The organism is Aeromonas sp. R7-1, assembly GCF_040908115.1.
GTDB lineage: Bacteria > Pseudomonadota > Gammaproteobacteria > Enterobacterales > Aeromonadaceae > Aeromonas > Aeromonas caviae.
The window spans coordinates 169,407-189,427 of record NZ_JBFODD010000037.1 but is presented as its reverse complement, the minus strand read 5'-3'; the positions used below and the strand labels follow the sequence as shown (position 1 = coordinate 189,427).

Here is a 20,021-nt window from a genome sequence, read left to right as displayed (position 1 = left end):
AACCTGCAACAGTTTTGCGTTTATCGCAAAGGTGAATCCATGCTGGATCGCATCCGCATCCTGGCCCAGGTGGTGGAATCGGGCAGTTTCTCCCGTGCCGCCCGCGCCCTCAACCAGGCCCCCTCCTCCGTGACCCGTGCCATCGACGCCCTGGAGCAGCAGCTCGGGATCCCGCTCTTCAAGCGCAGCACCCGCCAACTGGTGCTGACCGAGCAGGGCGCCTATTTTCTCGCCCGCTCCCTGCCCCTGCTGGAGGAGGCGGATCAGCTGGTGCAATCCCTGCAACCCCTCTCGGTGGCGCCAGAGGGGCCGCTGCGGGTCTCGGTGTTCGAGAGCTTCGGCGCATCCTGGCTCTCTCCCCGCCTGCCCGACTTCCTCGCCCGCTACCCCGGGGTGCGCCTGGAGGTTGCGCTGGACAACCGCATGGTGGATCTCGATGCCGAGAACGTGGACGTGGCGGTGCGCATCGGCAAGCCCGCCGACAGCAGCCTGCACACTCGCCATCTGCTCACCAACCGCTCGCTGCTGGTCGCCTCCCCCGCCTATCTGGCCCGCCATGGCGAACCCGCCCATCCCGCCGAGCTGGCCCACCACAACTGCCTCATTCGCGGCCATGGGCGCCAGCGCCAGCACTGGTACTTCCAGCAGGGCACGGAGCGCGAGAAGGTGGCGGTGCAGGGCAACCTCGCCTCGGTCGGGGGCACGCCCCTGCTCTGCGCCGCCCTCGCGGGGTGCGGCGTGCTGCTGCTGTCGAGCTGGATGGTGCAGCAAAGCATCGACGAGGGCACCCTGCTGCCGCTGCTGCCAGAGTGGCTCGCCTCCCCCTACGAGGATCGCCAGGACGAGATCCACGCGGTGTTTCGTGGCGGCCGCTTCCTCAAACCCCAGACCCGCGCCTTCATCGACTTTCTGGTCGAGGCGATCAGGCCCTTGCAAGGGCCGCGCTGACCGCAACAGAGCCTCCTGGCGAAACGCTGAAAACGCAGACGCCGGGCACAGGGCCCGGCGTCTGGAAATGAGGGTCGCCACGGCGACCGCTCAGCGTGATTTTCGCCCGTCAGGGCTCGGGGAGAGCCCCCGGTAATCCCCGTAGGGGAAGATGTTGCGCAGGCGCTGGGCCACGGGCTCGGGGATGGAGCGGGAGAAGACCAGCCTCACCCCGTTGCCGTCCCGCAGGCCCAGGATGCGCCCGCGCACCGGCTCATGGTGCAGGATCTGGGTCGCCTGGGTTACAAAGCGCGGCGGCACCGAGCCCCGTTTCACCACCACCTTGCCCGGCGCGAGCCGGACCTCGAACAGGGCACCGCGCCCCAGCGTCATCAACCACCCGATCAGGGCTATCGCCACCAACAGAGACAACCAGGCCATTGCGTCTTCCTCCCGTCAACCCGATGTTCGCCAGTATAACCGGGGGCGCCTCACCATGACCCGGCCGCCATCACGCTTTCACTCACTGCCGGGCCTTATCGGCGCCCCTGGCCCCAGGCCACCAGGGTATCCCGATAGAGGGCGAGCAGGGCCTGATCCCGCACCGCGACCCCGACCTGCTGGGCCGGGCAGTGGGCCCACTCGTCATGGGGATGGCGGGTGTCGTCAAATTTTTGCAGGGTATGGCCGATGGCGGGCCCCTCGGTGATGACCCGCACCGGCCCCTTGCGCAGGGTGAACAGCGCAGGATCGATCACATAGGCGATGGCGGAGGGGTCGTGCACATGGCACCCCGCCATGCCGATGCGCTCGGAATAGAAGCGCAGGTAGAAGCGGCTGACATCCCACAGGAAGCGGCCCGGCTCCCCCGCATCGTCCCGCAGGGCATCCAGATAGTCGGCGGTGAAGATGCTCTGCTGGGTGACGTCGAGCCCGATGATCACCAGGGGCCAGGGGGCGGTGAAGACCCGGTCCGCCGCATCGGGATCGTCGTGGATATTGGCCTCGGCATAGGGGGTCACGTTGCCGCGATGGCCGTTGACGCCAAAGGCGCCGCCCATCACGACCACTTCTTTCACCAGGGCGGCTACCTCGGGGGCCGCCTCGAGCGCCAGCGCCAGGTTGGTGAGGGGCCCGATGGTCACTAGCGTGATCTCGCCGGGGTGGGCCTTCACCGTCTCGACGATGTATTGCCAGGCCGGGCGGGGATCCGGAATGAGGGTCACCTCCCCCGCCTGGACGTCGCCAAACCCGCTCGGGCCGTGCACCACCGTGGTCGGGCCCACGGGCTCGCGCAGCAGCGGCGCGGCGGCGCCCCGGGCCACGTCCGCCTTCATGCCATATTTTTGCTTGAGCCAGAGGGCGTTGCGGGTGCCGTTTTCGATGGTGGCATTGCCAAACACAGTGGTGATGGCGAGCAATTCGATGGCGGGGTGCGCCTCGGCAAACAGAATGGCCATGGCATCGTCGATGCCGGGATCGGTATCCAGAATGATCTTGTGGGTCATGGGTCCTCCGTGAAACGAGAGGCCAGTGTAGCGGGCCGTCGCCGCTTTGACAGCACCGGGATCACAACCTCGGGGTTTCCTTTGCATCAGGCATCCTGGCGGGAGCACTCGCCCCTGGGGTCAGGGCAGGAGTCACTCGGAAGGGGCGACCACCGCCTCCTCTCCCCTGGCGGTGCGTTTCAGTTGCCCCATGAATTGCTTGAAATGGGGGAGAAACCCCTTGAACAGCTCCTCTTTGCGATGCTGCATCATGACTTCGCCAAACAGCTTCAACCCGACGATAAACGCCTGATGTTCCTGCTCCGACATGGGCAGCTTCCCCTTGCTGAGCGCCAGGATGGCAAAGATGTCGTCGTGATTCTGGCAGTCGAACTGCAACGGGGGCACCTCGCGGTCCAGCGCCTGGACCTGTACACGATAGGTGTGTGGCATCTTTCATCTCCTCTCGGGCTGGGCTTTTACCCATATGGTTGATAAAATCAATTAAACCCTTTTAAGTTGACTTTATCAACCATGAAGTTGTCAAACCGCCTCTTCCGGATCCTCGATCAGTACAAAATCGCCATGACGCAGCATTTCCGGGCACAGCAGATCGCCCTTAGCCCCCTCCATTACAAGGTGCTGCAACTGATCCATGCGCTGGATCCCGCCACGCCGCAGCTCATTGCGCAGCGGTCGGGCCGCGACAAGGCGCAGGTGACGCGCCTGCTGCAGGAGATGGAGAAACAGGGGCTCATCGAGAAGCGGCCCCATCCCACTGACAGACGCAGCATCTGTCTGGCCTTGACCCCGCTGGCCTGCGAGCGGGTCAACCAGGGGGAGCAGGAGGCCGCACGGCTCGACGAACGGCTGTGTTCCCTGCTGACGCCGGCGGAGATAGCGCAGTTGCAGCAACTGCTGGACAAGATAGAAAAAGGGCTTGAGTCGACCGATTAGGGTCAGCGTCAGGGGCCCGCTGCCTGATTTGTGGCCAACCAGCGCGGCCTGCGCTGGCGGCGCCTTGTGAGCCACTCCCGGAGATGGTATCACTGGCCCCACTCTCCCCTTCCCGCCGAGGCGCCATCGTGATCACCCTGATTAAAGAGTCCGACCAGTTGAAAATGCCCTGGAAGAACAGGCAGGGCACCACGGCCCAGATCCTGATCTCCCCCCCTGGTTCGACCCTGGACAAGCTCGACTTTGACTATCGGCTGAGCTCGGCCCCCATCAAGGAAGCGGGGAGTTTCTCCCGCTTTCCCGGCTACCAGCGCATCCTGCTGCCCGTCAGCGGTGCCGGTTTCGTGCTCAACGGCCACCCCTACGCCACCTTCGAGGCGGCCCACTTCAGCGGGGATGACGAGACCCGCTGCGAGCTGCTGAAAAAAGAGGTGACGGATCTCGGGCTCATCTACCACCCGGCGCGCATCAGCGCCAACGTGCGGGTGCTGAACCTGCCCTTCCCCCTCAGCCTCACCCTGGAGGCGGACAAGTGCTACCTCTGCCACCTGCTGGAGGGCCAGCTCACCGTGCAGGGGCAACAGGTCGCACCGGGCGAGACCCTGGCGGTGCAGGGGGAGGAGAGCATCCGCTTCGAGTGCGGCAAGAAGACCACCCTCGCCTTCTTTACCCTGCAAGCAAACGTACAATAACCGCAGCCCATTTATGACTAGGCCAAAAAATCATCTGCAGATTGATATTTGGCCTCATGGGAGTAGCATGGGTCTCTCTGGTTTATGTGATGAGAGATCCTATGCAATACACATTGGACGGATTTGAAGCACCACCTGAGCTCAGTACTGAAGAAGAAAAAAGTAATCAACAGTTGCAGACAAAAATAAGGGGCATCTTAGAGGAATTTAAATATGCAGAAGGAAATAACCTTGCTATTCCCAAGACGTTCAAGACTAGAGTCCCCTACGAAGATCTGTATGGATTGAAAGCCTTTAGTGCTTTTGTCATTAACCATCCACTCGATGGCTTGACTAGAGTGGAACCTCACCAACAACAGGTTTCAGGCTCAGTTGACCGTAAGTTTCCTTTCTTTTTACAAAGTGCCCATAAAGCACCAGAACCTAATGTCATTATCTTGATTGAAGGCCAAGGGCACAAAAAAGCAGCATTCGAATGGTTGAAGTCTGAAGCAACGAAGTGCGCAGAAAAGAATATCAAATGCTATGACCTGGCGGAGTTTACCCTCTGGCTATAAGGGTCAAAACAAAAAGCCGGGATACCCCGGCTTTTTCCTGTCAGGCCATGGCGGCCTACCCCACCTTGAAGCTGCCCTTCATCAGGGCGAAGTGGCCCGGGAAGGAGCAGAAGAAGGTGAGATCCTTGCCCGCCAGGCCGTCGGTCTTGAAGGTGACGCTGGTGCTCTCGCCGCCCCCCACCAACTTGGTGTGGGCCAGGATCCTGGGGTCATCCTTGGGCAGGTAGTCGTGATCGACCCCGGCGCTCATGCCGGCGGTGGCGATGGCCTGATAGTCGGCGGTGTTGGCCAGCACCCAGTTGTGGCCCATGTTGGCCACCGGCAGCTTGCCCGTGTGATTGAGGGTCACCGTCACCTCCTTGCAGGTGGCCGGCACGCTCATCGCGGTCTGGTTGTACTGCATGGCGTCATTGCCTTCGATCACCAGTGCGCACTCGTCGGCCAGGACCGGGGTGGCGAGGGAGCCAAGAAGCAGCAGGGTTAACACCTTTTTCATCATTTTCTCCTTTGATTGACGAAGGATGACAGCACAGGCATCTCGCCCCCATGGGCGCGACCCGCAAAGATGCTGTCAGGATCGATCTTCATTGTATTCAAATGTCACCGAAGGACGACCGCTTTTGGGCCAGCCTGCGGGCCCGGTCACTTCTTTTCTCCCGACCCCGGGCCCAAAGCGGGTTGATCAAATTCCCCTCCGGCTTAATTATTTGCGGCCTTCCCGCCCACGGCCACTCGCCAGCACCACAGCCGTTGGCTAAGCTGCTCCCCCGTCGATGACTCCCGCGAGAATGAGAGATGAAGTTCCCCTTTGCGCCTGCGCTGGCGCGCACCCTGCTGCTCTCCCTGATCCTGCTGCTTGGCGCCTGCCAGCCGGCCCCGACCCAGACCCGCATCCAGGGCAACACCATGGGCACCTATTATGCGGTGACCCTGAGCGACCCCTTCCCCGGCGGACAGGGGGCTCTGCAACAGGAGGTGGAGGCGCTGCTGGCACGCCTGAACAAGGAGATCTCCACCTATGATCCGGGCTCCCTCATCTCCCGCTTCAATCAGGGAACGGGGCAGCCCCCCCAGGTCATCCCGGCCACCATGGCGAAGATTGTGCAACAGGGGATTGACGCCGGGCACCTCACCCGGGGGGTTCTCGATGTCACCGTGGGCCCCCTGGTCAATCTGTGGGGATTCGGGCCGGACAAGCGCCCGGTCAGGCGGCCCGGCGCAGAGCAGATCGCCAAGGCGCGGGAGCGGGTCGGCATCGACAAGCTCACCCTGACCCCCGAGGGGGATCACTTCCTGCTCGGCAAGGCCATCCCAGACCTCTATCTGGATCTCTCCACCCTGGGCGAGGGGGCAGCCTCCGACGAGATAGCCGGGCTGCTGGAGCAAAAAGGGGTCCACAACTACCTCATCGAAGTGGCGGGGGCGGTGCGCAGCAAGGGGCACAACGACAAGGGCAATCCCTGGCGGGTAGCCATCGTCGAGCCCTCGGACAGACCGGGCGCCATCGAGGACGTGGTGACCCCGAACGGCATGGCGGTGAGCACCGCCGGCAGCTATCGCAACTATTACGAGCTCGACGGCAAGCGCTACTCCCACATCATCGATCCCGCCACCGGCGAGCCCGTGACCCACAAGCTGGTCTCCGCCACCGTCATCACCCCCACGGCCCTGGAGGCCGATGCCCTCGACACCGCCCTCATGGTGATGGGCCCCGAGCGGGCGATGGCCTTTGCCAGGGAGCACAAGCTGGCGGTCTATCTCATCGAGAAGACCGCCACGGGCTTTGCCGCCAGCCACACCCCCGAGTTTGCTCCCTATCTGGTGCGCAAGCAGCCCTGAATGACGAGGCCCCGCAGTGCGGGGCATCGTTCACTGACCGCCTATTCGATGGGGATGCGGTGGGGCGCGGGGCTGGCCGCCTGCTTGGGCAGGCGCAGGGTGAGGATGCCGTTGTCAAAGCGGGCGCTCACCTGCTCTGGCGACACCTCCACCGGCAGCTCGACGCTGCGCGACACGCTGCCATAGTAGCGCTCGCTGCGCAGGGCCCGTTCATCCTTGTTCTGGCTGTCAAACTGGCGGATCTCCGCCTTCAGGGTCACCAGCTTGCCGTGCACGTCCACGTGGATGTCCTCCTTCGCCACCCCGGGCAATTCCGCCTGCAGCAGGTAGTCATCCCCGCTCTCCCGCAGATCCAGCTTGATCTGGCTGGGCAACGGGTCCCCGTGCAGGGGGCGGATGTAGAAGCCGGAGGCCATGTCGTGGAACAGATCATCAAACAGGCTGGTGCGACTTGGTAGCAAACTCATCTGATCCCTCCTTGTGAGCGGGCAAGGGAGCAGACGGGCACCCTGCCCTCTGCCGCCTCCCGCATGCTGACGCTCTTCAAGTCTAAAAACCGGGACGTCGCCTGCCAGTGCCAACTCGCCTTCCCTTGACCGGGATCAAAGGCAAGACACCCTTTTTTTCACCCAAGGTCTGCGGGTAAAACCGGGGGGCCTCCCCATGTGCAATTGCCTGCCTGCGGACTTTGGTGGCACACTTCTCCCACCAGCCCGTAGCGCCTTGATGCCAGACAGATGCAGACACCGGACTCCGTACCCGAGAAGAAACCCCAGCCCAAGCCCAAGCGCATCCTGCTGGTCAACGAACAGCGTTCCTTCCAGATGATGATGAAGGCGATGCTGATCAACATCGGCATCAACCGCATCACCTACACCAACTCCGCCGACGAGGCGCGCCGCCGCTGCCAGAAAGAGAGCTTCGACATCTATCTGCTCGACTATGAGCTGGGGGCGGGCGAGAACGGCCGCCAGTTGCTGGAAAGCCTGCGGGATCAGCAACTCATTCCGCCCCAGAGCGTGGTGATCATGGTCAGCAGCGACGGCTCCCGCGCCATGGTGCTGAGCGCGCTGGAAGCCGAGCCCGACGAATACCTGATGAAGCCCTTCTCCCAGGAGCAGTTCTCGTTTCGCCTCAAACGCGCCCTCGCCCGGCGCCAGGCTCTGGAGAGCGTCTTCAGCGCCCTCACCCGGGACGATCTGCCCGCCCTGGTGGAGGCCTGTGCCAAACAGGCGGACGCGGTGCCCCGCTTTGCCAACTTCTGCCGCTGCCTGCAGGCCGATACCCAGCTCAAGCTGGGCCAGGCCAAGGAGGCCCGCAGCCTGATGCGCCAGCTGCTGGCGGGGCAGGAGAACAGCTGGGCTCGCCTCACCCTGGGCAAGGCGTGCCATACCCTGGGTCTGCACGAGGAGGCGGTAAGCCACCTGCAAGCCACCCTGAAACACACCCCCCTGATGGTGGAGGCCTACCTCTGGCTCGCGGAATCCCTGCTGGCGCTGGGCAATGACGAGCAGGCCCAGCAGGAGCTGCGCCGGGCGGTGGACATCTCTCCCCAATCGGTGCAGCTCTCCCGCCGTCTGGCGGAGGTGTGCCTGCAACGGCACGACTACGCCCAGGCCAAGGACGTGCTGCTCGCCCTCATCGACTTGTCGCGCAACTCAATCCACCGCACGCCACATTATCTCGGGGCCTATATCCAGACCCTTACCCTCTATGCCCTCAACAGCAACGACGGCTACCACATCGCCAACCTGCAAAAGCAGGTGAACTCCGCCCTGTCGCGCATCCGCGACTCCCTGATGATGTCGGAGTTCAACTACCCGGTGTTCGAGCAGATCTGCCAGGCCCGGGTGCGCATCGCCCTGGGGGAGCTGCTCAAGGGCAAAAAGATGCTCTATCGCGCCAACCAGAACTGGCTGGACGAGCCCGCCACCATGCCTCCGGCCCTCCTTGGCGAGACCATACTCGCCCTCTATCAGCTCGGGGAGTTCGAGTACGCCGAGAGCCTGCAATCCCTGCTGGCGGAGGATGAGGATCGGCTGCTCACCACCTGCATCCAGGTGACCCGGGATGACAAGACGGTGCAGGAGCGGCGCCAGCGCTATCAGCAGCTCAACGATCTGGGCATCAAGGCCTATCAGGCCGGGGAGCTGGAGCAGGCCCTCGGCCACTTTCGCGAGGCCCTGCGCCGGGCGCCCGCCAATACCGGCGCCGCCCTCAACAAGATCCAGGTGCTGCTGCAACTCATGCAGAAGAACCGCAAGAGCCCGGAGTTTGGCGCCGAGTGCAAGGAGACCCTGGAGGTGCTGGAGGGCATCCCCCTCAACCCCGCCCAGCAGGAACGTTTTCGCAAGCTGCGCCAGGAATATCATCAGCACAGCTGATATCCCCCCTCCTCCCCTCACCTATGCTGATACTGACTCAGGGAAGGGAGGGGCAACACCATGGCAATGTGCCGATACCTGGTGGCCGATGGCCGCCACTGCACCGAAGAGGCAGGGGATCATGATCTCTGCCGCTGGCACGACCCCGCTGCGGCCCACAACACCCCTGATACCGCCCAGGCGCTGGAGCGCTATGTGCGCCAGGGAGGCCTGTGCCACGGCCTGCAACTGGCCCGCGCCGAGCTGGCGGATCTCAACCTGGTGAACAGACAGGGTCCGGAGGGATTCTTGCTGGAGCAGTGCAACCTCTATCGCGCCAACCTGCGGGGGGCCCATCTCTACGGCATTCGCATCAAGGGCGGCAGCCTGATGAAGGCCGATCTGAGCGAAGCCAACCTCCACTGCGCCACCCTCGACGACGTCAACCTGCTCGGCATCCGCTGGAAGAACACCCGCCTCGACAACCTGGAAACGGGCAAGCGGCTGATGCAGGACAGAAAGGGGCGCCGCGAGCGGGACCCGGCACAGGCCCGCGTCTGGTTCAAGGAGGCGGAGGAGACCTACCGGGATCTGCGCAAGGCCTCCGAGGCCCAGGGCATCTTCACCATGTCCGGTCGCTACATCCAGCAGGAGCTCACCATGCGCCGCCTGCAGATGCCGTTCTGGTCCTACCGCCGCTTCGCCTCCTGGATAGTGGATCTCTTCTGCGGCTACGGCGAGGCCCCGATGCGGGTGGTGCTTTTTTCCCTGCTGCTCATCGTCATCTGCAGCATTTTTTACTTCTTCTGCGGCCTCAACTTCGCGGGCACCCACCTCATCTATCGCCCGGACGCCCCCCTGGAGCAGAACGCCATCTTCCTGATGGAGTGCCTCTACTACAGCGTGGTGACCTTCACGACGCTGGGGTATGGGGACTTCACCCCGGTGGGGTTGTCGCGGATCTTCGCCGCCTTCGAAGCCTTTACCGGCAGCTTCACGCTGGCACTGTTCGTGGTGGTGTTTGTCAAGAAGATGACCCGCTAGAAACCTGTCCACGATCTTGCTGGGAGGCCGCTTCCAAGGCTCATGTGCTGCTCGCTTATGTGTCGCCAGGCGCTCTCATGTATACATATGCACTCAGGTTCCTCTGCTGCGCGTCACCTTGCTGACAGACTCTCGCGACAGATCGTGAACAGATTCCCGAGCCGCTGCGCCAGTCACAGCCCCCGAACTTGCATCCATCGCGGATTCCTAGTCCAATAAGCGACGAACAAAAACGACATGAGCACCCCGAACATGAAGATCATCTCTTTCAATATCAATGGCCTGCGCGCCCGTCTTCATCAGTTGCAAGCCCTTATCGACAAGCACCAGCCGGACGTGATCGGCCTGCAGGAGATCAAGGTGCACGACGAAGCCTTCCCGGTCGCGGACGTGGAGGCCATGGGCTACCACGTGGTCTTCCACGGCCAGAAGGGGCACTACGGGGTCGCCATCATGAGCAAGCAGGCTCCCATCGAGGTGCAAAAGGGCTTCCCCACCGATCCGGAAGATGCCCAGCGCCGCATGATCATGGCCAGCTTCAAGCGGGAAGACGGCTCCGTCATCAAGGTGATGAACGGCTACTTCCCCCAGGGGGAGAGCCAGGATCATGAGACCAAGTTCCCGGCCAAGCAGAAGTTCTATGAGGACCTGCAGCACTACCTCGAGACCCACCACACCCCGGACGACCAGATAGCGCTGATCGGGGATATGAACATCTCCCCCACGGATCTCGACATCGGCATCGGCGAGGCGAACCGCAAGCGCTGGCTGCGGGATGGCAAGTGCTCCTTCCTGCCCATCGAGCGGGAATGGATGGAGCGGCTCAAGGGGTTCGGACTCACCGACACCTTCCGCGCCGCCAACCCCACCGAGTGCGAGCGCTTCTCCTGGTTCGACTACCGCTCCAGGGGCTTTGACGAGAACCGGGGCCTGCGCATCGACCTCATCATGGCCTCCGACGCCCTCAAGGACAAAGTGACCGAGACCGGCATCGACTACGAGCTGCGTGGCATCGACAAGCCCTCGGATCACGCCCCCATCTGGACCTGCTTCGCCTGATCCCCACGCCAGGCTCGCCCTCGCCAAAAGCCCCGGCCCCCGCCCATGCGGGGGCTTTTTTTGTTCACTGCCCCGCCCTTTCTTAATTCATGTCAATTCCCAGGCAGACGGCGCTTGCCAGGCCTTGACCTTCTCCTTTCGGCAAGGTTTAGATTCGGCCCATCCGTCACAGGGAAACCACCCATGCTCTCATCGAGATTGCCCACCACCTTCATCGCCCGGCTGTTGCTGGGGCTGATGCTCGTCTGCAATCTCACCCTGTGCATCGGCTGGCATGGGGCGGCCACCGCCCTGCCAAGTGACGCATCCGCATCCATCCTGACTCCGGCGCAGCTCCCCTTGTCTCATGGACGGCACCAGAGCGAGCCTGTGCAGCACTCCGCCATGCACCAGGCCGACACAGCCTCCCTCTCCTGCCACGGCGGCCCCCAAAGTGAGGCGGCCCCGCCCGGGGAGGAGTGCCAGATGCAGAGCGGCGCCTTCGGCGCCACCAGTGCACCGCCCCTGCTCGGCCTGCTGCTGTCACTGCTGCTTCCCCTGCTGTTGCTCCCTTCGTGGCGCCTCGCCCCCCTGCTGGACAACTGGTTGCGGGATCCCTTCCTGCGATCCCGCGGCACCCACCCTCCCTCCTGGCCACGCCGACACCTGATGTTGTCGGTGCTGCGCCACTAGAAAGCGCTTCTCTCGCGGCAGCGACAAGCCTCGGCTTGCCCGTTTTCTGCCGCCTTGCCTGACCCTGTGACGACTGGCCCCGCCAGTAACAGGGAGCCGTGCGTTCGCTGACTCGTCAGCAACGCCCCGTTTGCCGCCTCGTGGTGATGCCCTGCCCGCGCACACCACCACACAGGCGGCCTGACAGAAGAGAAGAGATATCATGTCATCCACCCCCGTTATCCGGTCTGCCTGCACGCGGCCGTGCCAGTCCCCCCTTCGCCTCCTGTGCGTCGGAGGCTTGTCATGAACAAGACGCTGTTGATGTCCGCCCTGCTGCTCGCCCTCGGCGCCGGTGGCGGCTACTGGGCCGCCAAACAGACCGGTGCAGGCCCCGCCGCCAAAGAGAAGACGCCGCTCTACTGGGTCAACCCCATGGATCCCCGCGACAAGCGCGACGGCCCAGCCAAGGACAACATGGGGATGGACTTCATCCCCGTCTATGAGGAAAAACAGGGCGGCTCACCGGGCACAGTCACCATCAGCCCCGAGATCCAGCAGAATCTTGGGGTGCGGCTCGCCAAGGTGGAGAAGCTCCCCATCCACCAGCAGATCGAGACGGTGGGCTACGTCGGCTATGACGAGGACAGGCTGGAGGCGGTCAACGCCCGCATGGCGGGCTGGGTCCGCACCCTCGCCATCAAGAGCGAGGGACAGCAGGTGAGCAAGGGAAGCCTTATCTACGAGCTCTATGCCCCGGATCTGGTCAACGCCCAGCACGAGTATCTGCTCGCCCTCAACACCAGCAACCCTCTGTTGCTGCGCGCCGCCGAAGGCAAGCTCAAGTCCCTGCAGGTACCGGCGGATCAGATAGCGGCCCTCAAACGCACCCGTCAGGTGCAGGAGACGGTGCGCATCTATGCCCCCAGCAGCGGCTATGTCTCCGAGCTGAAGGTACGCGAAGGCCAGTATGTGGAGCCCGCCGCGGCGCTCTTTAACATCAGTACCCTCAAGCAGGTGTGGGTGAGTGCCGAGGTGTTCGAGCGTCAGGCGGCCCAGCTGAAGGTAGGCGATCCGGTCACCATGACCCTCGACTATGCCCCCGGCCGCCACTGGCAGGGCCGGGTCGATTACCTCTACCCGACTCTGGATGCCACCACCCGTACTCTCAAGGTACGGCTGCGCTTTGCCAACCCGGACGAGTTCCTGAAACCCAATATGTTCGCCAAGGTGACCATTCAGGCGGGCAAGGGAGAGCCGCAATTGGTGGTGCCGAGCGAAGCGGTGATCCGCACCGGCAGCCAGGACCGGCTGGTGCTGGCGCTGGGGGATGGCAACTTCAAGTCGGTCGCCGTCACTCTGGGCCCCCAGTTTGGCGACAAGGTGGCCATCAAGGCAGGGGTAGAGGCTGGGGATAACATCGTCAGCTCGGCCCAGTTCCTGCTCGACTCGGAATCGGCCATCGATTCTGACTTCCAGCGCATGACGGCGGTACGCCCCGCCCAGGTGTGGACCCAGGGGGAGGTTGAAAGCATCGATCTGGCCAACCGTACCCTGATGGTCTCCCACCAGCCCATCCCCGAGTGGCAGTGGCCCGCCATGGAGATGGAGTTCACCGTGGCAGATGGGGTCGATATCAGCAAGCTGGCCGAGGGGCAGACCCTCCATCTGCAAGTAATGCAGGAGGGTGATGAGTACCGCATCACCACTATCCATCAGGAGAAGTCACCCGCTACTGACGGCGACGCCAAGCCTGTGGCAGATGAGATGGGCAAGATGGAAGGCATGGACCATAGCCAGCATCAGATGGCGATGCCCGAGATGGAGAAGAAGTCATGATCCCTGCCATCATTCGCTACGTTGCCAACAAACAGGCTCAGCTCTCTGCACCCAATGAGCAAGGAGCCCAATCATGATCCCGTCAATCATTCGCTGGTCCATCGGCAACCGCTTTCTGGTGCTGCTATTGACCCTCATGCTCACCGCCTGGGGACTCTGGTCGGTGAAGCAGACTCCGGTGGACGCCCTGCCGGATCTCTCCGACGTGCAGGTGATCATCAAGACGGCCTACCCGGGCCAGGCGCCTCAGGTGGTGGAGGATCAGGTGACCTACCCGCTCACCACCGCCATGCTGGCGGTGCCGGGGGCGACCACGGTGCGCGGCTACTCCTTCTTCGGTGACTCCTTCGTCTATGTGCTGTTTGACGACAGCACCGACCTCTACTGGGCCCGCGCCCGGGTGCTGGAGTATTTGAGCCAGGTCGCACCCAACCTGCCCGCCTCCGCCCGCCCCCAGCTCGGCCCCGATGCCACCGGGGTGGGCTGGGTCTATCAGTACGCCCTGGTGGACAGAACCGGCAAACATGATCTCAGCGAGCTCACCTCCCTGCAGAACTGGTTCCTCAAGTACGAGCTGCAGACGGTGGACGGGGTCTCCGAGGTCGCCACCGTGGGCGGCATGGTGCGCCAGTATCAGGTGCGGGTCGACCCGGACAAGCTGCGCGCCTACGGCATTCCGCTCTCCCTAATCGAGACCGCCATCAAGCAGGGCAATCAGGAAACCGGCGCCTCCGTCATCGAGATGGCGGAAGCGGAGTACATGGTGCGCTCCAACGGCTATCTCAAGAGCGTCGAGGATCTGAAGCAGATCCCGCTCGGTACCAATGTGCGCGGCGCCCCGCTGCTGCTGGGTGACGTGGCAGATGTGATCACCGGGCCCCAGAGCCGACGCGGCCTGGCCGAGCTCAACGGCGAGGGAGAAGTGGTGGGCGGCATTATCGTCATGCGCTACGGCGAGAATGCCCAGCACACCATCGACGGGGTCAAGGCGCGGCTCGCCCAGCTGAAAAGCAGCCTGCCGGAGGGGGTGGAGGTGGTCACCGTCTACGACCGCTCCGACCTTATCCAGCGCGCCATCGACAACCTCTCCGGCAAGCTGGTGGAGGAGTTCGCGGTGGTGGTGCTGGTCTGCCTCGCCTTCCTGTTCCACCTGCGCTCGTCGCTGGTGGTGGTCATCTCCTTGCCCATCGCCATCCTGACCGCCTTTATCGTGATGCACCTGCAGGGGATCAACGCCAACATCATGTCGCTGGGGGGCATCGCCATCGCCATCGGCGCCATGGTGGATGGCGCTATCGTGATGATCGAGAACGTCCACAAGCACATGGAGCGGGAGGTGCTCACCGACAAGAACCGCTGGCGCATCATCACCGAGGCGAGCATCGAAGTGGGGCCCGCCATCTTCTTCTCCCTGCTGATCATCACCATCAGCTTCCTGCCGGTGTTCGCGCTGGAGGCGCAAGAGGGGCGGATGTTCCACCCGCTCGCCTACACCAAGACCTACGCCATGGCCGCCGCGGCCGGGCTCGCCATCACGCTCGTTCCAGTAATGATGGGATACTTCATCCGTGGCAAGGTGCTGGCGGAGCAGGCCAACCCGCTCAACCGCTGGCTAAGCCAGGGCTATGTGCCGCTGCTCAAGACCGTGCTGGCCCGTCCGAAAACCACCCTGGCCATCGCCGCCGTGGTGACGGTGGCGGGCTTCTGGCCGCTCAAGTATCTGGGTTCCGAGTTCATTCCGCCGCTCGATGAGGGGGACATCATGTATATGCCCACCACCGCAGCCAATATCTCGGTGGGCAAGGCGCGGGAGATTTTGCAGCAGACCGACAAGCTCATTCGCACCGTGCCCGAGGTGCAGAACGTGTTCGGCAAGGCGGGGCGCGCCGAGTCGGCCACCGACCCCGCCGATCTGGTAATGATGGAGACCAGCATCCAGCTCAAGCCACGCGATCAATGGCGCCCCGGCATGACCCCGGAGAAGCTCAAAGAGGAGCTCGACTCCCTCATCCGCTTCCCCGGCCTCACCAACGCCTGGGTCCCCCCCATCAAGACCCGCATCGACATGCTGGCTACCGGCATCAAGACCCCGGTCGGCATCAAGATTGCGGGGCCGGATCTCAAGGTGATCCAGCAGCTCGGCCAGCAGCTGGAACAGATCGTCGGCAAGGTGGAGGGCGCCTCATCGGTCTATGCCGAGCGGGTGGCCGGTGGCCGCTATGTGAAGGTGGACATCGACCGACTCAAGGCTGCCCGCTACGGTCTCAACATCGCCGACGTGCAGGCGGTGCTCGCCACCGCGGTGGGCGGCATGGAGGTGGGCCAGACCATTGAGGGGCGCGAGCGCTACCCCATCAACCTGCGCTACCCCCAAAGCTATCGCGACTCGGTAGCCAGCCTGGAACTGCTGCCGCTGGTGACCCCGAGCGGCGCGCGCATCGCGCTGGCGGACGTGGCGCGGGTCTACATCAGCGACGAGGCGCCCATGCTGCGCAGTGAAAACGCGCGCCTCAACGGCTGGGTCTACGTCGATATTCGCGGCCGCGACATCGGCTCTTTTGTGGCAGAGGCCAAGGCCGAGGTGGACAAACAGCTGGTGCTGCCGGCGGGCTACGCCCTCACCTGGTCCGGTCAGTTCGAATACATGGAGCGGGCCAAGGCGCGCCTCGCCTACGTGGTGCCATTGACCGTCACCATTATCGTGCTGCTGCTCTATCTGGCGTTTCGCCGCGTCCAGGAGGTGCTGCTCATTCTCACCACCTTGCCGCTCGCGGTAGTGGGCGGGATCTGGACCCTCTGGCTGCTGGACTTCAACCTCTCGGTGGCGGTCGGGGTGGGCTTTATCGCCCTGGCAGGCGTCGCGGTGGAGACCGGCGTCTTGATGCTGGTCTACCTCAACCACGCCTGGGATGACCTCGTCGCCTGCGGCAAGCCGGACCAGGCGGGCCTGCACCGGGCGGTGATCCACGGCGCCGCCCTGCGCCTGCGCCCCAAGATGATGACGGTAGTGACCATCATTGCCGGCCTGTTGCCCATCATGTGGAGCCAGGGCACCGGCTCCGAGGTGATGCAGCGCATCGCCGCCCCCATGATTGGCGGCATGGTGACGGCACTGGTGCTGACCCTGCTGGTGCTGCCTGCGGCCTATTACCTCTGGCGCAGCCGCAACCTGCCTGCTTATCAACAATCCGAATGACCCGATTTCCCAACCCTTTTCGACTGAACGATTGAAGGAAAACACCATGAACTACAAGACGCTGACCCTGACATTGCTGCTGGGCCTTGCCACCCACACCAGCCTGCAGGCAGAGGAGATGATGAACCACCAGGGGCACGACATGGCGCAAATGGAGGGGATGAACCATGAGGGCCACGACATGGCCGCCATGCAAACCGAGCAGACCCTGATCAAGGGGACCATCACCCGCCTCGATGCCGCCAACGGCAAGGTCGGCATCAAGCATGAGGCCATCGCGAACCTCAAGATGCCAGCGATGACCATGGTCTTTCGGGTGGCCGATCCGGCCCTGCTCAAGGATCTGAAGGTGGGGGATGCGGTGCGCTTTCACGCCGAGAACCCGGCCGGCAAGCTCACCGTGACCGCCATCCAGAAACAGTAAGCAGACTGATTTCAGTAAAAGACGGCGGGATTATCCCGCCGTCTTTATTTATGACATCACAACATGTGGCTCTGTCAGCCACGAATATGCGCGATAAAGGCGTCGATCTGCTCGCGGGTGCAGGCGGGGTTCATAAAGACCGCCTTCTCCCCGGCGATATAGGAGTACTTGCCACGCTCGTCGTATTCCGAGTGCGCCACCGCCTCCACCCAGTTGGTGTAGAGCCCCACCTTGCCGCGTCCCTTGAACAGGCTGCGGTGGTACTCGGTGTTGCGGGCCAGCCGCGCCTTGTAGGCCGCATCCGGGCTGCGGGCCAGCTCGAAGGCGAATTCGGCTTCCGGGTCCTGCACCCACTCGGGGTTGTAGATCTTGAAGCCGACACTGGGCCCCTGATTCTCCTGGGCCACCAGCTTGACGTTGCCGAGCTGGCTTAACCGGAAGCGGAAATAGTTGGCGTTTTGCAGGCAGTGGGCCAGCACGGTGCGATACCCCTCCACCCCCAGGTAGTTGAGGGCCGCATAGGCACCGAACAGGCCGCTCGCCCCACGGGAGCACTCGATGGTGGATTGCAGGTGGGTCTGACCCTGGATGTCCCGCTCAAAGTAGGAGAAGTTCTCCGGATCGTTCTCCATCGCCTTGAGATCGCTCTGCTCTTTTATCATCACCAGGCTGGAGGTGTAGGGCACATAGCCCCACTTCTGGAAGTCCACGGTGAAGGAGTCGGCGTATCTGAGCTAGGCGAAGCGGCTCACGTTGCGCGCGATCCCCGCCAGGGTGGCGGCGTTGATGGCGAGCGGGTTGGCGGCAAAGTCGTAATCCAGGAAGAAGATCATCGACCAGCCGATGGCGGCGTCGACGTGGATGTGGGGCCTGACCGCCACCTCGAAGCGCTCGCAGAGGCGATCCCGCAGCTCGACCACGGGTTTGACCCTATCCACCCCGAAGGTGTCGGTGGTGCCCATGGTGAGCATGATGGTGGGCACCACGTGATGAAGGGCAAAGCAGGCGGTCAGGGTACGCTCGAGGTGGTCGAGATCGATGTCGTTGTTCTCGCCGACCTGGATGCGGATGGTCTTGTTCTCGATGTCCACCCCGAGCAGGGAGAGGTTGGTGATGTTGGAGTAGTGACCGCCCTGGGAGTTGATGATGCGGTAGTCCTGATAATGGCCTAGCCCCTTGTGCTTGGCCTGTGGCAGGCTCTTGCGGATGCCGAGCAGGTAGCCGTAGAGGTTACAAAACGTCCCCCCCTGGGTGAAGATGCCGGTGGCGCGGGCCGGGTCGTAACCCGCCAGCAACGCTATCTGGCGCACCACCTTCTTCTCCAGCTCCTCCGCCACCCCGGCGTATTCGGAGTAGACCAGGTTGGGGTTGGCCAATATGCCCATCTGGGCACCATAGATGGCGGGATCCGCCGACATGGTGATGACGTTCTCGACGCTGGAGGGGTTCTCCCAGTCCTTTGACAAGGCGCCGGCAAACAGCAGCTCGGCCATGGGCTCCCCCGGCGTGCGCATGGTGGCTGGCACCGGCATGGTCTCGCAGAGATCCGCCAGACGGGCGCGGCCATCGGGCCAGGCAGTGAGCCGCGAATCCGGCGCCAGTCCACGGGCGCGAAACTCGTTGAGGGTGGCAAAGCCGGGCTCGCGAAAGACCGGCCAGAGATCGGGATTGCGGGAGAAGAAGTGGGCTTTGACGGTGGCAAAACGGCGGGCGAATTCAGGGGAGACGGCGTTGACGCCCTCATCTTTCAGATAGACCAAGTGATTCATTTTTATACCATTGATACTGCTGAGGTGCGGTTTTTATACTCCAGTGACACCTCTATCAACAGAGACAATAACTAATGATCTGCCCTACTTTTTGTCATGTTGGCGCCCTGACGGGCGCCGTGCCCCCTCTCCCCTCTTTTCCCCTGTTCATCTTGTGATCCTGGGCATGGGCAAGGTCAGCGCAGGGCGGTCAGCAGCCATGCCGAAAACCCTTCCAGCTCGGGGTTGGCCGAAAACGTCGCCCGCCACTGACGCAACAACTCGTCGATGGCCTCGGGACGATAGGCCACCCCGGGCAGGCGTGCGGCCAGGTCATCCAGGGGCGCAGGGTCCAGGGTGTCACTGAATATCTGTGCCCGTCCTATCACCCCCTTTTCCACGTCGAAATGAAGCTCGACCCCGCCCCAGGGGAAACGCTCCTCCAGCAGGTGGCTGAAGGCGGGAGCATGGCCGAAGTTCCACTCCCAGCTGCGTTGGCGGGCAAAAGTCTCGGCAAAGCCGGGCAGGTCGGGCATCCGCTCGGGGGAGATGTGCTCGGGCTGCACCACCTCACCGTGATGGGCAAAGAAGGCGTCGCACAGGGCCTGCACCACCTGCTCATGACCCAGGCCAGGCAACAGCTCGCCAAGGTTCGCCACCCGGCTTCTCACCGAGCTGATGCCCTTGGCCGCGAGCTTCTTCGGATCCGGGTTGAGGTAGTTGGCGAGCCGGCTCAAGTCTGCGTCCAGCAACAGGGTGCCGTGGTGAAAGCCGCGATCCTGGGTCTCCCGGTAGGCCGAGCCCGACACCTTGCGATCCCCGTCCGGGGCCGCCACCAGCAGATCGTTGCGGCCCGAGGCGAAGGCCTCCACCCCGAGCCGCTTGAGCGCGTCCAGCACGATGGCGGTGGAGATGCTCTTGTCGTACTCCGGCTTGCCCGCCATGAAGGTGAAGCAGCTGTTGCCAAGGTCGTGGAACACGGCGCCACCCCCGCTGCTGCGCCGGGCCAGGGTCACCCCGTCCTCTTCCATGCGGCGGGTGTTGCACTCCTTCCAGGGGTTCTGGGCCCGGCCTATCACCACCGTATTGTCATTGCGCCACAGGAACAGCACCCGCTGGGCCGGGTCCATCTGGCGAAAAATGCACTCCTCCACCGCGAGGTTGAACAGGGGATCGTGGGAGTCGGAGAGCAGCAGGCGCAAGGAAGACATGACAGGACCTTCTCGGAAAACAGGAAA

Annotated in this window: 18 protein-coding genes and 1 pseudogene; 12 read left to right on the top strand and 7 right to left on the bottom strand. The window is 63.3% G+C overall.

Going from position 1 to position 20,021, the window contains the following annotated elements; all coding sequences use genetic code 11:
• Positions 1 to 39: 39 nt before the first annotated feature.
• Entirely contained in the window at positions 40 to 948 is a 909-nt protein-coding gene (locus tag AB5Y51_RS08990; RefSeq protein WP_039039206.1) for a LysR family transcriptional regulator, read from the top strand.
• Positions 949 to 1,038: 90 nt separating this feature from the next.
• Here AB5Y51_RS08990 and AB5Y51_RS08985 read toward each other — a convergent pair whose 3' ends face one another.
• The 3 genes from AB5Y51_RS08985 to AB5Y51_RS08975 form a co-directional block, all read right to left on the bottom strand.
• Positions 1,039 to 1,368 carry a DUF3634 family protein gene (locus AB5Y51_RS08985; RefSeq protein WP_039039207.1) on the bottom strand — a complete coding sequence of 110 codons (330 nt, stop codon included), beginning with the start codon at positions 1,366 to 1,368 and terminating at the stop codon, positions 1,039 to 1,041.
• 95 nt (positions 1,369 to 1,463) lie between these two features.
• Positions 1,464 to 2,435 carry a nucleoside hydrolase gene (locus AB5Y51_RS08980; RefSeq protein ID WP_069785312.1) on the bottom strand — a complete coding sequence of 324 codons (972 nt, stop codon included), beginning with the start codon at positions 2,433 to 2,435 and terminating at the stop codon, positions 1,464 to 1,466.
• Between the two features lie 132 nt (positions 2,436 to 2,567).
• Positions 2,568 to 2,867 (bottom strand): DUF3861 domain-containing protein, encoded by a 300-nt coding sequence (locus AB5Y51_RS08975; protein ID WP_041214821.1) that lies wholly within the window; start codon positions 2,865 to 2,867, stop codon positions 2,568 to 2,570.
• An 81-nt stretch (positions 2,868 to 2,948) separates the two neighbouring features.
• Between AB5Y51_RS08975 and AB5Y51_RS08970 the strand changes: the two genes are divergently transcribed.
• The 3 genes from AB5Y51_RS08970 to AB5Y51_RS08960 all read left to right on the top strand — a co-directional run bounded on the left by AB5Y51_RS08970 (position 2,949) and on the right by AB5Y51_RS08960 (position 4,620).
• Positions 2,949 to 3,371, top strand: a complete 423-nt coding sequence (locus tag AB5Y51_RS08970; RefSeq protein WP_050498310.1) for a MarR family winged helix-turn-helix transcriptional regulator — start codon at positions 2,949 to 2,951, stop codon at positions 3,369 to 3,371.
• Positions 3,372 to 3,499: 128 nt separating this feature from the next.
• Complete coding sequence (locus AB5Y51_RS08965) at positions 3,500 to 4,063, top strand: HutD family protein (RefSeq protein ID WP_257726141.1); 564 nt, start codon at positions 3,500 to 3,502, stop codon at positions 4,061 to 4,063.
• 101 nt (positions 4,064 to 4,164) lie between these two features.
• The gene (locus AB5Y51_RS08960; protein ID WP_052130404.1) at positions 4,165 to 4,620 is read left to right on the top strand and encodes a PD-(D/E)XK nuclease superfamily protein; all 456 of its coding nucleotides are present in this window, start codon (positions 4,165 to 4,167) and stop codon (positions 4,618 to 4,620) included.
• A gap of 55 nt (positions 4,621 to 4,675) precedes the next feature.
• Here AB5Y51_RS08960 and azu read toward each other — a convergent pair whose 3' ends face one another.
• A complete protein-coding gene (gene azu / locus AB5Y51_RS08955; RefSeq protein ID WP_041213229.1) occupies positions 4,676 to 5,116 on the bottom strand; it encodes an azurin in 441 nt (146 codons plus the stop codon).
• A gap of 299 nt (positions 5,117 to 5,415) precedes the next feature.
• Here azu and AB5Y51_RS08950 point away from each other — a divergent pair, with 299 nt between their 5' ends.
• On the top strand, positions 5,416 to 6,459 hold the full coding sequence (locus AB5Y51_RS08950) for an FAD:protein FMN transferase (protein WP_319869667.1): 1,044 nt from the start codon (positions 5,416 to 5,418) through the stop codon (positions 6,457 to 6,459).
• Positions 6,460 to 6,500: 41 nt separating this feature from the next.
• Here AB5Y51_RS08950 and AB5Y51_RS08945 read toward each other — a convergent pair whose 3' ends face one another.
• Complete coding sequence (locus tag AB5Y51_RS08945) at positions 6,501 to 6,926, bottom strand: Hsp20/alpha crystallin family protein (protein ID WP_039039212.1); 426 nt, start codon at positions 6,924 to 6,926, stop codon at positions 6,501 to 6,503.
• Between the two features lie 270 nt (positions 6,927 to 7,196).
• Between AB5Y51_RS08945 and AB5Y51_RS08940 the strand changes: the two genes are divergently transcribed.
• The 7 genes from AB5Y51_RS08940 (at position 7,197) to AB5Y51_RS08910 (ending at position 17,035) form a co-directional block, all read left to right on the top strand.
• Positions 7,197 to 8,843, top strand: coding sequence for a response regulator (locus AB5Y51_RS08940; RefSeq protein WP_042014219.1), 1,647 nt, complete (start codon positions 7,197 to 7,199; stop codon positions 8,841 to 8,843).
• A 60-nt stretch (positions 8,844 to 8,903) separates the two neighbouring features.
• On the top strand, positions 8,904 to 9,866 hold the full coding sequence (locus AB5Y51_RS08935) for an ion channel (protein ID WP_069785315.1): 963 nt from the start codon (positions 8,904 to 8,906) through the stop codon (positions 9,864 to 9,866).
• A gap of 252 nt (positions 9,867 to 10,118) precedes the next feature.
• On the top strand, positions 10,119 to 10,925 hold the full coding sequence (gene xthA, locus AB5Y51_RS08930; protein WP_010673667.1) for an exodeoxyribonuclease III: 807 nt from the start codon (positions 10,119 to 10,121) through the stop codon (positions 10,923 to 10,925).
• A gap of 183 nt (positions 10,926 to 11,108) precedes the next feature.
• Positions 11,109 to 11,597 carry a hypothetical protein gene (locus AB5Y51_RS08925; protein ID WP_368178303.1) on the top strand — a complete coding sequence of 163 codons (489 nt, stop codon included), beginning with the start codon at positions 11,109 to 11,111 and terminating at the stop codon, positions 11,595 to 11,597.
• A gap of 285 nt (positions 11,598 to 11,882) precedes the next feature.
• Entirely contained in the window at positions 11,883 to 13,415 is a 1,533-nt protein-coding gene (locus AB5Y51_RS08920; protein WP_182951599.1) for an efflux RND transporter periplasmic adaptor subunit, read from the top strand.
• Between the two features lie 73 nt (positions 13,416 to 13,488).
• Complete coding sequence (locus tag AB5Y51_RS08915) at positions 13,489 to 16,611, top strand: efflux RND transporter permease subunit (protein WP_368178302.1); 3,123 nt, start codon at positions 13,489 to 13,491, stop codon at positions 16,609 to 16,611.
• A gap of 46 nt (positions 16,612 to 16,657) precedes the next feature.
• Complete coding sequence (locus tag AB5Y51_RS08910; RefSeq protein ID WP_368178301.1) at positions 16,658 to 17,035, top strand: copper-binding protein; 378 nt, start codon at positions 16,658 to 16,660, stop codon at positions 17,033 to 17,035.
• 74 nt (positions 17,036 to 17,109) lie between these two features.
• Here AB5Y51_RS08910 and AB5Y51_RS08905 read toward each other — a convergent pair.
• Both AB5Y51_RS08905 and AB5Y51_RS08900 read right to left on the bottom strand, forming a co-directional pair.
• Positions 17,110 to 18,804: pseudogene (locus AB5Y51_RS08905) on the bottom strand (aspartate aminotransferase family protein).
• A gap of 176 nt (positions 18,805 to 18,980) precedes the next feature.
• Entirely contained in the window at positions 18,981 to 19,994 is a 1,014-nt protein-coding gene (locus AB5Y51_RS08900) for a lipoate--protein ligase (RefSeq protein ID WP_368178300.1), read from the bottom strand.
• Positions 19,995 to 20,021: the final 27 nt, after the last annotated feature.

Bases quoted from the DNA above. Each gene is read 5' to 3' on its own strand.
- azu (WP_041213229.1), bottom strand. From the start codon at position 5,116: ATGAAAAAGGTGTTAACCCTGCTGCTTCTTGGCTCCCTCGCCACCCCG.
- AB5Y51_RS08940 (WP_042014219.1), top strand. From the start codon at position 7,197: ATGCAGACACCGGACTCCGTACCCGAGAAGAAACCCCAGCCCAAGCCC.
- AB5Y51_RS08920 (WP_182951599.1), top strand. From the start codon at position 11,883: ATGAACAAGACGCTGTTGATGTCCGCCCTGCTGCTCGCCCTCGGCGCC.
- AB5Y51_RS08990 (WP_039039206.1), top strand. From the start codon at position 40: ATGCTGGATCGCATCCGCATCCTGGCCCAGGTGGTGGAATCGGGCAGT.
- AB5Y51_RS08985 (WP_039039207.1), bottom strand. From the start codon at position 1,368: ATGGCCTGGTTGTCTCTGTTGGTGGCGATAGCCCTGATCGGGTGGTTG.
- xthA (WP_010673667.1), top strand. From the start codon at position 10,119: ATGAAGATCATCTCTTTCAATATCAATGGCCTGCGCGCCCGTCTTCAT.
- AB5Y51_RS08975 (WP_041214821.1), bottom strand. From the start codon at position 2,867: ATGCCACACACCTATCGTGTACAGGTCCAGGCGCTGGACCGCGAGGTG.
- AB5Y51_RS08945 (WP_039039212.1), bottom strand. From the start codon at position 6,926: ATGAGTTTGCTACCAAGTCGCACCAGCCTGTTTGATGATCTGTTCCAC.
- AB5Y51_RS08950 (WP_319869667.1), top strand. From the start codon at position 5,416: ATGAAGTTCCCCTTTGCGCCTGCGCTGGCGCGCACCCTGCTGCTCTCC.
- AB5Y51_RS08970 (WP_050498310.1), top strand. From the start codon at position 2,949: ATGAAGTTGTCAAACCGCCTCTTCCGGATCCTCGATCAGTACAAAATC.
- AB5Y51_RS08980 (WP_069785312.1), bottom strand. From the start codon at position 2,435: ATGACCCACAAGATCATTCTGGATACCGATCCCGGCATCGACGATGCC.
- AB5Y51_RS08910 (WP_368178301.1), top strand. From the start codon at position 16,658: ATGAACTACAAGACGCTGACCCTGACATTGCTGCTGGGCCTTGCCACC.
- AB5Y51_RS08900 (WP_368178300.1), bottom strand. From the start codon at position 19,994: ATGTCTTCCTTGCGCCTGCTGCTCTCCGACTCCCACGATCCCCTGTTC.
- AB5Y51_RS08935 (WP_069785315.1), top strand. From the start codon at position 8,904: ATGGCAATGTGCCGATACCTGGTGGCCGATGGCCGCCACTGCACCGAA.
- AB5Y51_RS08925 (WP_368178303.1), top strand. From the start codon at position 11,109: ATGCTCTCATCGAGATTGCCCACCACCTTCATCGCCCGGCTGTTGCTG.
- AB5Y51_RS08915 (WP_368178302.1), top strand. From the start codon at position 13,489: ATGATCCCGTCAATCATTCGCTGGTCCATCGGCAACCGCTTTCTGGTG.
- AB5Y51_RS08960 (WP_052130404.1), top strand. From the start codon at position 4,165: ATGCAATACACATTGGACGGATTTGAAGCACCACCTGAGCTCAGTACT.